We start from the raw sequence: 13,422 nt of genomic DNA on the forward strand, positions 1-13,422 counted from the left end.
TAATTTCTCTCATCCATCCAAAAATGTAATTGATGTGTAATTATGAGAGACGGCGGTAGATGTCCCTAAGCAAGGGCGTAGGAAGGAGATATGGAGCAATGGCATAGGTTTTATTCCACAACTTGTATAGGAGGATATTCATGAAGAAGATCTCGATCAGTGTATTTACGGCATTGTCCCTGTTTGTCGGAAGCTTCTATCTGAACACGGTGGAGGCAGCGCAAGAGAGCAACGCAGACAAAATGGCGGAGTCTCGTGAGACGAAGACGAGCCATTTTACGGATATTCAAGGCCACTGGGCCCAGACGGCTATTCAAGATGCAATACAACGAGGTTATGTCGATGGTTATCCGGATAAAAGATTCCTGCCTAACAAACAGGTAACTCGAGCGGAATTTATGAAAATGGCGGTTTCAGCTTTGGATATTGAGGTGGCTTCCTTAAGTTCAGGTTCCTGGTATGCTCCTTACGTGGCTGCCGCAGAATCGGCAGGAATTTATAAGGCCGGCGATTTCGGAAACAGTAACTTGACGGAACGACTGACGCGTGAAGAGATGGCTAAGCTAGCGGTAAAAGCGCTGGGATATAAGAATGTGGAAGACAAGCAGTGGATGTATCTTGCATCCAACGATGGCATCATATCGGGGACCGCGCCTGGCGTAATATCTCCTACGGGCACTACGACAAGGGCTCAAGCCATTGCGGTTATAGAGCGTTTGCTTCAGGTAAAAAGCGGCAAGGAACTCCCCGTTGATAAATATGCGGTAGCTGCGGCTGAAGTGTATTGGCATAAGACAAATATTTTCTCGGTGGCACCAGAGATTTTTAATGGGCCGGATAATCATAATAAAAATTTCGGGATTGATTCATGGAAAATGTCTAAGTTACGATTTTGAGCACAGGATGGGTCCGTTGTAGCGCAAGTAGATGAACTAATAGCTATTGATTGGAACGACCCAAAAGATCCAAATCGTAAACTTCTTCCGAGTAAAGAGAAGCTGGTTTGGAAGTTTGGTTCGAAAGAAAATGTATTCAGCAATGATCTCCAAGCCTATGTTATTGTATTGAAGTCACATTTGCCGGTAAATAAAAAACCTAAGTCCTACCCAATTAATCAATTAAATCTAGCGATCTTGGGATATAACGGTCAACCAACTGGAGAGCTATTGAATATGGCTTCTCTTGTTGAATCCAAAGATCCAAAAAGATATGTTAATGGCCTAGTCATCCCGAAAACTGGATTTAGCACAGATGGAAACATAAGAGTCTTGGTAGAAACAATCTCGGCGGGAGCTCCAATCTATCAGAGTACTCTATCTAAGTCAAAGCTTATTCGATAGGTAATTCAACATGATTAAGAATAACTCTATCAATAAAATAACGGTTTTTTTTCTTTTGTTGTCTATTGTGTCTATCCACATTCCTCCAATTGAATCTGTGGATGCTGCTGAAACTACTCAGAATATCACGTATGATTTTGTAACAAATTCTGACGATTATGAATATAGCGGACTTTTATTTTCATCAAAGAAGGAGTTAGAGACAACAAGAATTAGTGTAAACGCACCTGCAGGAAAAATAATAAAAAAACTAGAGTGGATAAATAAAAGTACAAATAACCCGATCAGATCAGTCAAGGGATTCACAGCTGGTTCTACGACATGGGCTGGGAAGGATTCTCTTAGTGGAACAAGATTAAAGGTTTCATCCTTAGATAATACCAATTATGGTGGCGTATATTACTGGGATAGATGGTCAGTAACAGATGCAGGTCATGATTTTGGTCAGTTATGGAAGGCATCAAGTACCAATGGTACTATCATGGATAATAAAAACTGTAATGGATTTGTAGAAAAAGAAACAATTCAAGGGCATCAACTTCCCAAATACCCTGGCTGTACCGATAATAAATTATCTTTACCTATCAATCGCACCACTGCTTTTTTGATCAGTGAAACCGGGCATACTCTGGAAGGAACGTGGATAAAACATAACGCTATTTCTACAAATGATATCAGTTCCTCAAATACTAAAATTGACAACACATCACGTGTCCCTGACGTTCATGGATCTACCGGGACAACTGATCCAAGCACCTTAGTAGGTCAAATAGCAGATGTTACTTCAATTGATAGTATAAGGATGTATTATACTCAAACCTTTAACAATGACACTTATAATAAATACTGGGCAAATCCGGGAGCTAAGCAAGTATGGTACTTTGCTAAGTTTTGGGTGTCATTTGATTCTTACACTTATATGTACAAAGACAAACTCCTTCGAGCCACCTTTGCAGATGGAACATCAGGCTTAGAAATCACAGGCGCGACGTGCGTGCCACCGTCCGGTACCATTCAGCTCACAGCGAAATTAACGAAGGTAGACGGAAGTACATACAATCTGCAAAGACACGACAAGTTGACCTGGCGGAGCTCGGATAGCAGTGTCATGACTATCAATGCTTCAGGTGTAGTGACAGCCGTAGCAACGACAGGGCAAGCGACGATTACGGCTCATTTTAAGGATACGGCCCAGGCACTGGATGAAACCGACGATACCTCGATTCAGGTTGGGACAGGCTCGTCTTGCGGGAATACCGGTGGAGGAGATCCGGGTGGCTTACCCAATACATGCGGAATCCAAATTGGTGCTGCGAGAAAGGGAACTGTTTCATCACATACGGTTATGGACCCCGTGGCAACGGGCGTAATTAAGGCGGACGATCGAGACTCTGAAAAGTTTGATGTTCTGGACGGGATACCGACTTCGGAATCCCTGTACGTCAATGTGTTTGGACTCAATTATCTGTACAAGAACCAATGGGCGAACATGTTGGGGGACATCACCTACACCGTCCCCGTCAAAAAGACGTACATTCTCACCTGGACGATACCGGGTGAACCAAGCTCGGGTCCGGATGATCCCGGCACGCCAGATGAACCTATGGAAGAAGAGGTTCAGGTAGAAGAACAAGTTACGATAACGAGGCCGTATTCCTACTGGCAAATCGATAACCTGGAGGTTTATAAGTTAGCCAAAACAACCGTTAGCAATTATGCATTACCTGGCGGTTCGGTGAGCCTTACTCCAACCGGTTACACCCCTCCTGTCCTTACATCCGATCATAGCGCGAATGTTGACGATCATGTGGAGCCTGCATCATGCGAAGAAGTGGATTTAGGGACGGAAACCGTTTCAGGCGGTTCGAGCAGGCCAGCAGTACCGACAACGGATTTTACATCCGTAGCGGAGTCGGCTGTAGGTCAAAACCAAGTGAAAAACGATAGAGTCCTGTTTAACGGATCTACCGTAATGAGTGACAGCTGGGCGCAAGGGACGGCACCAACACCAGGGATCATTCCTCCGGCTGCGACGATTCAAAGAGACGTCCTATACGGCAGAAACTATCTCATTAGCAATACGTTATTGAATAAAGCGAATACGACGAGCACAGGAACGATTGAATATGATCTCATACCCGGCAACATTAATGGCGGGTCTAATCAATCATTTCCGGTCAATGCCATTAACACCGTCACCGTCCATACGCCGGTAGTCAATTATTCCTCGGTGACGGATGATCAGGCCCACAACCAGAAGACGACCCCGAACCCAAACCGGTCTGCATTCATCTTGGATCGGCCGTTTACGGTGCGTATTCCTACCTCGGGTCAGCATCGGAATATCCAGGGATACGGAGATCGAGACTATGCGAAATATGTAAGATCGAAGCAGGTCTATTTTCCGTTCGATGTCTACAGCAGCGACAGGAGCACCTTTTATCCCAAAGACACCTGGATCACAATCCCGACGGCTCAGCTGGACACGGAGTTTTTCCTGCCGGTATGGGTGGATGAGGGCGATTATCAGGTATACTTCCGTACGATTGCGGAGAACGCTCCTTCCGACTTTACGACACAGCCCAGCGCGAATCAGGATTTGGCTCACCATGTGGCTACGGATATAGAACCGGTTGAAGTGATCGGGCGCGTATATGATTTCCATATCACGGATATTGCCGATTATAACTGGGAGACGGTCTTCCGCAAACAAAAAGGGAATGCAACACCAAGTGGTGCGTCCTATTGGACAGGACTTCGGGATATTGACGGTGGAGCACGCGGGAACTCGCTTCCGTACACACTTCCCATCGCACCGGGCAAACATCCGGCACAGGGGTATAAGAATGCGGCCGTAAAGACAGGCTACCACTTCAAATTCGATTTAAAGACGAAGGGCAATATGTTTGGTGTACAAGACGGCATTTCAATTACACCGAGTTTTTATTTCGTTAATCCAGACGGCAGCGGACGGCAGCCCGTTGATCTGTATTACCACAGCGGAAACCGGAAGTTCATTCGGATCGGTTCCCCGCAGGACACGGAGAAGCGTTATGTCATTCTGAATGACAGGCTGCGCAATGTTCCGCAAGGCGAGCTGCAGGATACCGCATCGTATTTGTATAAACGCGGCGGAGCCCCGGCGGGAATGTCCGCGGCAGCCTACATGAAGCAGTACTTGGAGAAGATCAGCAAGGGCAAGACCTGGGTAGGGCGGCTCGACTGGATGCTGCTACCATTCGAAATACGCACACTGATCGGCCCGAAGTCAGGATTGCCTGCCTCCGTTGATACGGAGCGGGCCAACGCGGCTGTACAGCGCTGGTATGGTGAATACAGTCTTCCTGCCGATGTGTACGTGGTGAAGAAAGGAACCGACCTGGCCGCTTATGGACGGACGAACCGACTGGACGAGAAATCCCCGATTTTTCTCAAAAAAGGGTATATCGTGGTCAATTTCAACATCGAGACGATCCGAGAGGGCAATACGGCCAAACCCCATCTGCAATACATTCATGCCCCACTCATGAATCAATGGCAGCTTGAAGGGTACAGCCGCACGTATAACGATCCGTATGGTAAGCGGTTTTCTCTGCTGGACGGGGATATCGTATTTTATCATGCTGATAAATCCAGTAAAGGAGATTTTAAATCCCAGGTGCCTCATTAAAATCGTGAAAAACCAGCTTCTCCCTGATCTTTAGGGAGAAGCTGGTTTTTGTCATTCAATAATGAGGCCAGACACCGTTATCATACAGATAACGGGCAAAGGCCATTGGATTGTGGTATGAGCATTTCCATGCATCAGCCATACCAGCCTCCAAAAAACCATAACGTTGATCGCAGCCATTGCATTCAATGAAATAGAGCTTTCCATCCTCTGTAATGCCAATATCCATTCCAAAATCAGCGGCAAACGGAATAAACAAGGACAGCGTCTTGGCGATGTGGAGGGAAAACTCAGCGATTCGTTCTATGGTTGGCCCGACAGCTACACCAGGCATACAGCGGGATAGTATGTCCGGTACCCGATAGGCTGAGCCGCCTTGAGCAATGTTGGAGACAAACGTTCGTGGGGCCGATGTTTTTGCAAACATGCCGGCGACCTCCCAGCGCCCGCTTCCCCCGCGCTGAACGGTAACTCTGATATCAAAGGGGCGGTCATCATATTCGGCAAGCGGAATGCGCTGCTGTACAAGGAATGGAGCTTTCCTGATCCGCTGATAGATCAGGGGATGGAGCTTTCCGGGCGGCAGGGTAACCGTTCTCCACCCCTTGGCCGATGGTAATGAGCGGGAGTAAGTGAATTGACTGCGTAGGGAGTTACCTTTCAATCGCATAATACCAACCCCGATGCTTCCATTGCATGGCTTTAAAACGAGATCCCCGTGCTGACTAAGCATGGAGTGAATCGAGGCGGGGGTAGCTTTAACCGTATGAGGCAGGGATGGTGATATCCCCTGGTCCTGCTCCAACATATGATGTATGACGTTTTTACCGTAGCGTGTACGCCCGTTATAAATAAATATCCCGCGATTGATTAGTTGATCAATCAGCGCCAGCTCCTGTTTTTTATGATAAATAGCTCGCATATGAACAACGCGCGGGAGGGGGATATGCACTCGTGAATATCCAACTGGAGCCGGAATATAACCAGTCACCTTTCCAGTCTCTAGTGAAATATGATGAATGGTAAAAAAACAAGGAATCAACCCGTTCACGGCAGCAGCTTCTTCATAATTGGTTAGTGATTCAGTGCCGGTTTCCCCGCTGGAAATTCTGCGATACGTATTGTTGTTGAGTAGAATGCCGACATATTCCAGATGCATGGTCATCCTCCTTGTTACCACAGATCATGTAGTCTTTGTACCACATCGTATGCATGCAGGAGATTGTCCCGGATGGACGGGTGTCGCCCGTGGTTGGCCTATTCTTTACTGGATAATAGTCACCAATAGACCCTGATCCGGTATATGTTAAGGTATGAGACCATACAAATGACAGGTATGCGTTTATTTTGAATAAGGCAACGAAACGCTACTGGTACAAGGGGATTGATACCTTTGATATATCAGCAGGTGTTTTTCATATAGATATGATGTGAGAAGGATGTGGAGTTATGGGTTTGCGGAAGGTGGCGGTTGTGACGCCGGGATCGTTTGTTATTCCATCGGGGAGGAGCAGCTCCGTCGAGCGGGTAGTCGAGCAGACCATTCCATTGGCACAGGATACCATGGATGTGCGCATATTCGGAGTGCTGGGAAAAGGGCTCCCTTCAAAAGACGCGATTAACGGCGTTCCGTGCTACCGCCTGCCATCTGGTACGAATTATTATCCTTCCTTGCTGCGGAGACTCCAGAAATGGAGACCGGATATTATTGAAGTTCACAATCGGCCGCTGCTGGCCCAGCGCCTCAAAATGCATCTGCCGCATGTGAAAGTCGTACTTAATCTTCATTCCAATACATTTATTATGCCACCATATATGAGCGAGCAGCGCTTTGGGAACATTGCCCGCTGGATGGACGGCATTGTAGTAAACAGCCGTTTTCTGCTGGAGGATATTACTTCAAGACATGCTTGGCTTTTGGAGAAGATCACGATTAATCATCTTGGTGTTAGTCTTGATCATTTTACTCCGGCATTCAGCCCTGCTGCCAAGGCCCTAAAAGAGGCAAAGCTTGCTCAATACGGATGGAGTGGACGTCGTATCATCCTGTTTGCGGGACGGCTTATCCCTGACAAAGGGGTTCACCATCTGATTGACGTAATGCCACATATTATTGACAAGCACCCAGAGGTTTTATTGCTTATTATCGGAAGTGCAGCTTACGGATCCGATCGGGAAACCGCCTATGTCCGGGAACTGAAAAAAGCTGCCGGACCTTATTTGCATTGGGTATACTTTCGACCCTTTGTCCCTTATCCAGCGATTGCAGACTGGTACTCGCTTGCTGATATTGTGGCTGTCCCCTCAGCGCCGAGGGAGGCCTTTGGACTCGTAAATGTTGAAGCAATGGCAGCTGGGGTTCCTGTCATCGCTGCGAACGCAGGCGGTATCCCGGAGATCGTGGAGAACGGTGTGACGGGTTATCTGGTTCAAAGAGATGATTTTCCTGGCGGACTCGCTGAACGGATTAACGGATTGCTTCAAGACGAGAATCTGCGTACACAAATCGGAATGGCCGGTCGTGAAACGGTACGTCAACGTTTCAGGTGGGATCATACAGCAGAACGATGGGCTAACCTGATGCAAACCATCTAACCGGCAGTGGCAGTAGCCCTATCTCTTGAATAGGATGAATGTAACGATTAGAAGCAGAGGAGAGAGCCGACAGTGAACAAAGCCAGAAGGATCACCAGGATAAGAAGGGGAAGGCCCTTTCGGCGGTACGATGGCTATTATAAGAAGATGGCCATCAGAGGAACTTCCGCCAACTGGTCAGATTTAGAGAAGGGTATGATGGATCACGCGTTGACCGATGATGTAATCGGTGCTTCCCATCTGCAGCATCGTAGTGTAAGAAGTGAGGCGATTGAGGATTATGCCATACACAGTATTCATTTGTCATCCGAATCCATCATATCTTCCAAACTAGCACTTGAGTCGGTTCAACCGAGTCATCTTTCATTTAATCCGGTTCATGGGATACCTGACATCCCTTTACTTCAGCAGTTTGGATCCATCCCCTTTACCTTTACTGATGAACATGAAACGATCGAGATTACAGTACCGCTTCAGACCTCTTATCAAGATGAACATTACGTAGTGGTGGCATCGTGCAGTGATCCGGTGTTTCAAGCTGGCATTCGAAAACGGCAGCATGAGGAGGTGGCCATCGGAATTACACGACCAGCAGGTACATTGATCTCAGAAGGCTGGTTGTACTGGATTTCAATAGGCCGGATGGAAACATAAGGGAGTAGAAGGATGGGGGAAGCGAGATTCCACCCATCCTTTTTAGTAAGCAGGAAGGATCAAAATCGTAAACATGCTGAAGATGCCATCCCGGAGATTCAAGTGCCAATCATCCGCGGAAGTGATTTTTAAGGAGTTCCCCGTATTACTCTCAGTATTCGTGTAATGCTGCTCCAATCAAGTTGTATACATAATTACAGATTATGATGTGTCTAGAGGATAGAATGGTCCCTGCGGATGCCGTCACGGAGCGAGAAAGTCAACATACAATAGAAATGAATTGCCAAAAGATTATTCGGTCCTCATGCAGTGATGAGAAACGGGAGGCGGAATTTATATGAAGGACTTTTTACGATGAGGAGACGAGGCGCTCGCTTACGGACATCTTTATCGGCGACTCTTCCCAAAGCTGATCCGGTTGAAGGACGGAAGGATGGATTTATCGTTGGCTATTCTTATGGCGTTCAACACGGACAAAATAACGGAGATTGCTCATTTGACGGCATCAGCATCATTATCCCCATTCATGATTCAAATGAAGATGCCATTGGCAAGATCAGAAGAATCGAAGCCTTAACGCCGCATCCATATGAGCTGCTCATCGCTGATGCCGGATCCTCGGAAGGAACAAGGCAATATGTACGCGGCCGTATCGGAGCGGTACGACACATTGTCGGGAGAAGTGATCAAGGCATAGGGGTTGTTCTTAATAAGGCACTTCGTGCTGCACACGGGAAGAAGTTAGTTATTCTATATGGCTGTACACCTGTTATGGATAACTGGATTGGCGGTCTGACGGATGAGCTGGAACATGCCCCCGCTATCAAAACGGTTTGTGTGAGTTTTGCACAGTCAGGAACCCCCATACTGCCTAGGGATGAAGTGGATACTCATAATCGGTTAAATGCGTGCTGTGCTCTGTTCCGCCCGGAGCTGTTATCGGATGTTGGAGGACTAGATGAAGGGAGTCCATCATTACAGGAAAGCATAAGCGAATGGTTAGGACGTGTTCCACAGCAATATAGAACGATGCTGCAGGCTAAGGATCTATTCACCTGATTCGAAAGACGGCATTATTCATGGCACCAGAAAGCTTGTCGAAGCATATGTTGAAAAATATGATGAGCGAAGGAGAGTTATGTCGTGGAGAAAAAAATTGATGATATGGTCGAACACCTTTCGCACTCCCAGCGGCAGTTAGCGCGCATTCTAGAAGCTCAGCGTCATGCAGCAGTCCGCATGGCTCAAATTATACATTCATTACCCAATCATGAAATCCAAACCTCCGAAGAACCAAATTCACGAGAAGGACCATCGTTAGGGGGACAATTATTAGGAAGCCGATCGTCAGGATCCCAGGTGGAACAAGTCAATAGCAGCATTACTGCTTATTTGAACGCCATGGCCGACCTACAACAAACATCGGCAGACAGTTTGGAAATCGTAATGAAAGAGCTTAAAGCGACCGAGCAAGGTGAAGAATAATGGGATCCGACTTCGTTGGTTAAGGGGGAATGTATGTGAGTAAAGAGGAATCGTTCATGCGGATTCTCGATGCATCCGTTACTATTCAATATAATACCTATCTCATTCTTCAAGGGAAAGCGGTAGAAGCCGAAAAGGTTTGTCAATGGGTCCTGACTCAATATCCTCGTTCCAAGGGAGAGTTGAAGGATTCGTTATCCATTCACGAGCAAATTGTTGAGCAAATCGAGGGCTTGACGAAAATAGGCTCCGGTCTGTGCCGGAATCTGCGAATTATCCTCGGAACGGAAGCTGAACAAGATGACGCCATGGGATTTGATGCATTCGATTTCGGAGACACGGACTCATGATCGCGCGCATACAGCGGGAACATGAAGCCAAGATTGCTATGGTATCATCCATTGCTAGAAGTCAGCAAGCGCTGGCAAGTATTTTGGAAAGTATCGCAGAGGTTACGGCACATTCTGAAACAACCGCGCGCACTCTCGCGGAGAATATTCGGCTGCTTGTCGGCTATCAATCCGTGATGGCTGAAATGTTGACAGGCATTCCGTTAAATCGGTACAAATTAGGCAGTCCGGCATCGCCCTGGATAACATCCGAGTGCCAGCTATCTTACAACGAGGCCGGGTTAGAAGCTACGAACTGAACCTTGCAGGAGGATTCGGCATGAACATGGCATTATCCGTTAGGAATCATCGAAAGACTTCAGAAATGGCTCGGAAGAAATCATTCGCAAAGGGGCTGCGTGGCCTGAAGTCATCAGGCAGTAAACGCCGTCATGGCAAGAAAGGCAAGCGCCATCGAGCCGGTGGCCGTTACAGCTCCAGGCCTGGGGTCGGCAGATCCCGGCCTTTATCTCAAGTCCATGACCATGGGTATGATCATTCCTACATGGAAGACTTTAAAGCTGGATTTGCGAAAGGTTATGAGGATGGCAGACAGGCGGATGCCTCTCCATAACGACTCTGGTGGCATTTTATGTAACTTGAGCTGAAGAACGCTCCATCTTATATAGAATCAAAATTATTAAAGAATCTACCGTGGCCAATTGGAGAACGAGCACAGCACACCTCCGTTTGTTAGGCAAATGAATGGATGCGCATCTCTATGTTCGACATACAATGGTTTAAAAGCGAAAAATGGAGTGAGGACTAATGAGTCCAACCAGCAGAATAGACAAGCGATTCATTCGAAAAACATGGCGTAAGATGGAGTTTTCCAAATCATTCAAGTTCTTTAGCACCGAAGTGAGATTAGATGATCAAACAATGGAATGTTTAAAAGACTCATACAAAAGCAGTATATGGAAACTTGAAATCAAACATGAACAAAAGCGCATTCCCATCATTCTTAAAATTTCGAAACCGCTCGAAAAAGACCGACCGGAAAGCACGGTTGAGAAAAATATATACCGTAAAGGAAGAAAAGTACTTCAGCCGTTCATGCCACTAGTTTATAAAACCAAAAGAAATGTAAACGGACGCGATTTGTGGGTGTTCATGGAATACATCGAACCTCTTAAAGGGCGGGTGCAGTATAATCCGGATCACTTTGACAAAATCATTCCTACGTTAGCGAAGCTCCACTCCTCTACGATGAATGAACGCTTTAAACAACATGAGCGACTATTCGGTGATTGGCTGCCTCAATTTAGCTCTAATGTTATGAGAAAAGAAAGAAAAAGCATAAATAAGTTAACCTTGTATTATTTAGATGAAGCGATGAAAAACAACCATTTAAAAGAAATGATAAATCCATATTACTCGCTCGTGAAGGGTCTGCTGCAGAGAGGGCCAGATTATTTCCCGGAGGTCGTTCATGAAGGCTGCAGCATTATCCACGGAGATCTTCACACTGCAAACATAGCGGCCTACAATGTTAAGGAGAAATCGTGGAAAATCAAGTTTATTGATTGGGAAGGCGCAAAATATGCCCCGTGCTGGTTTGATCTCGTCAATTTGATCGGGGTTTTCTTGGCATACCGCCGAGAGTGGGAAGATCAGGAGGAGCTTATAACCCGCCGTTGTGTTCAGTTATATTCGAATGAGATGAGAAGGCATGGAGTTATCTTTAAAACCGATCCATTCAAACTGTATCAGATGGCATTCCTAAAACGAATACTTGAGAAGGGGCTGTATCTGCAGCTGAATTGGGCTGTTACCGGTAAAAAAGAGGCGAAGCTACTGCCGGTGTATTTAGAAAAAATCAAAGTTTTAGGAAAAAAATTGGAACTTTATTAGTACTTATTCGATCCAATGGATATTAAGTTGAGTACTACTCGGATAACCCGCGTGTTCAGCGGGTTGTTTTGCGTTGTTTTTGATGAATCTATCTCACAATCGCAGCAGAAATTCTTGGCTAATCGTTATCCAATTATTCGAGGAATGTTAAATCATGTGTGTGGAATGTTAAATCGCATTTTTTTAATGTCATGTCGGAGGTCCTCCACATAGGATATAAAAGGAATACGGAGTGGAGGAACGCGGATATGACAAAAATGGGTAGTTCGGAAGGATTCGAGCAAGGTCGTACGGATGGATTTAGAAAGGGAAAAGAAGATGGATATAATAAAGGGCTTGAGGATGCACAAGCCTTATTGGTGAACCCGCCTCTTAACGATATCAGTCTGAAATGGCGAGAGCTTCGATGTGCTGACCAGATGGCAAGCCATTTCGGATCTTCTGTTGTTTTAAACGACAGAAATATGGAATGTTTGAAAGAAACATTCAAGAGTGCAATCTGGAAACTCGAAATTACGGCAAACGGACAAAATTATCCGATGATTTTAAAGATATTCAAAGCACCTGTGAACGAACAGAAATTAATCGAGTTAAACATGTACCGGAAAGCAACCAGTATTCTACCGGATTTGATACCTACCATATATTTGATCGTGGAAGGTATGAATGGTGAGGATGTATGGGTATTCATGGAGTTCGTCCCTCAAGTAAAGGGTCAGGTTATCTTTACACCCGATTATTTCGACCGGATTATCCCTTCGTTGGCGAAGCTTCATGCACTAACCTATAACGACAATTTTTATAATCATTGGGAAACATTCGAGGAATGGCTTCCGCTTTACGACTCCGAAACCACAACGCAAGAACGCCGGAAGAACCATCAAAAAACGATGGAATATCTGGATAAGGCAATGGAACGTCCTGAATTAAAGCAGAGACTGGAGTCTAGCTACGCTAATGTCCGTACCATGTTACAAAAGGGACCTATTTATTTTCCCGAACTTCTTCAGGCTGGTAAAAGTATCATTCACAATGATCTTCAAACTCCGAATATCGGCTGCCACAATGTAGCTGAAGAGACCTGGAATATTAAATTTATCGATTGGGAAGGAGCACGTTTCTCACCATGCTGGTTCGATATGTTTAATTTAATGGGTGTGTTTTTTGCATACCGAAAGGACTGGAGAGGTGACGAAAATGCCGTGATTGAGCGCTGTGCGCCTTTGTATGCCGCAGAAATGCTCAAATATGGAATCCGGTTCGATACGGACCCGGTTACGTTATACAAAATGGCTTATTTGCAGCGCGTTTTGGAACGCAGCTTGCTCCAGCAGCTTATTTGGGGAGTGGAAGATCTGAAGTCGGTTTATTTATTGGATCATTATTTAGATAGAATCAATGTGTGGGGCAAGGAGCTCGGGTTATATTAATGCCA

At 45.9% G+C, this 13,422-nt stretch carries 12 protein-coding genes; 11 read left to right on the plus strand and 1 reads right to left on the minus strand.

Features of this window, described 5'->3' with window-relative positions; all coding sequences use genetic code 11:
- Positions 1 to 140 precede the first annotated feature (140 nt).
- Positions 141 to 896: an S-layer homology domain-containing protein gene (locus tag MKY48_RS07595; RefSeq protein WP_339292646.1), complete on the plus strand. Its 756-nt coding sequence runs from the start codon at positions 141 to 143 to the stop codon at positions 894 to 896.
- A gap of 1,438 nt (positions 897 to 2,334) precedes the next feature.
- On the plus strand, positions 2,335 to 5,010 hold the full coding sequence (locus MKY48_RS07600; protein ID WP_339271323.1) for a DUF5704 domain-containing protein: 2,676 nt from the start codon (positions 2,335 to 2,337) through the stop codon (positions 5,008 to 5,010).
- Positions 5,011 to 5,065: 55 nt separating this feature from the next.
- Here the strand turns inward: MKY48_RS07600 and MKY48_RS07605 are convergent, their stop codons facing one another.
- Positions 5,066 to 6,169, minus strand: coding sequence for a YheC/YheD family protein (locus MKY48_RS07605; protein WP_339271325.1), 1,104 nt, complete (start codon positions 6,167 to 6,169; stop codon positions 5,066 to 5,068).
- A 290-nt stretch (positions 6,170 to 6,459) separates the two neighbouring features.
- On the opposite strand from MKY48_RS07605, the gene MKY48_RS07610 reads away from it, so the two are divergent.
- The 9 genes from MKY48_RS07610 to MKY48_RS07650 all read left to right on the plus strand — a co-directional run bounded on the left by MKY48_RS07610 (position 6,460) and on the right by MKY48_RS07650 (position 13,417).
- Positions 6,460 to 7,605 (plus strand): glycosyltransferase family 4 protein, encoded by a 1,146-nt coding sequence (locus tag MKY48_RS07610; protein ID WP_339271327.1) that lies wholly within the window; start codon positions 6,460 to 6,462, stop codon positions 7,603 to 7,605.
- Positions 7,606 to 7,677: 72 nt separating this feature from the next.
- A complete protein-coding gene (locus MKY48_RS07615) occupies positions 7,678 to 8,259 on the plus strand; it encodes a WIAG-tail domain (protein WP_339271329.1) in 582 nt (193 codons plus the stop codon).
- Positions 8,260 to 8,613: 354 nt separating this feature from the next.
- Positions 8,614 to 9,318, plus strand: coding sequence for a glycosyltransferase family A protein (locus MKY48_RS07620; protein WP_339271331.1), 705 nt, complete (start codon positions 8,614 to 8,616; stop codon positions 9,316 to 9,318).
- An 84-nt stretch (positions 9,319 to 9,402) separates the two neighbouring features.
- Positions 9,403 to 9,744: a nucleoside-diphosphate sugar epimerase gene (locus MKY48_RS07625; RefSeq protein WP_083659676.1), complete on the plus strand. Its 342-nt coding sequence runs from the start codon at positions 9,403 to 9,405 to the stop codon at positions 9,742 to 9,744.
- Between the two features lie 29 nt (positions 9,745 to 9,773).
- The gene (locus MKY48_RS07630; RefSeq protein WP_244878965.1) at positions 9,774 to 10,094 is read left to right on the plus strand and encodes a hypothetical protein; all 321 of its coding nucleotides are present in this window, start codon (positions 9,774 to 9,776) and stop codon (positions 10,092 to 10,094) included.
- On the plus strand, positions 10,091 to 10,393 hold the full coding sequence (locus MKY48_RS07635; protein ID WP_326095284.1) for a hypothetical protein: 303 nt from the start codon (positions 10,091 to 10,093) through the stop codon (positions 10,391 to 10,393). Before MKY48_RS07630 ends, MKY48_RS07635 begins: the two co-directional genes overlap by 4 nt.
- A gap of 20 nt (positions 10,394 to 10,413) precedes the next feature.
- Positions 10,414 to 10,707: a hypothetical protein gene (locus tag MKY48_RS07640; RefSeq protein ID WP_339271337.1), complete on the plus strand. Its 294-nt coding sequence runs from the start codon at positions 10,414 to 10,416 to the stop codon at positions 10,705 to 10,707.
- A gap of 194 nt (positions 10,708 to 10,901) precedes the next feature.
- The gene (locus MKY48_RS07645; RefSeq protein WP_339271339.1) at positions 10,902 to 11,987 is read left to right on the plus strand and encodes a phosphotransferase; all 1,086 of its coding nucleotides are present in this window, start codon (positions 10,902 to 10,904) and stop codon (positions 11,985 to 11,987) included.
- Between the two features lie 248 nt (positions 11,988 to 12,235).
- Complete coding sequence (locus MKY48_RS07650) at positions 12,236 to 13,417, plus strand: phosphotransferase (RefSeq protein WP_339271341.1); 1,182 nt, start codon at positions 12,236 to 12,238, stop codon at positions 13,415 to 13,417.
- The last annotated feature ends 5 nt before the right edge of the window (positions 13,418 to 13,422 follow it).

It is taken from the genome of Paenibacillus sp. FSL W8-0187, from assembly GCF_037969755.1.
Lineage (GTDB): Bacteria > Bacillota > Bacilli > Paenibacillales > Paenibacillaceae > Paenibacillus_AQ.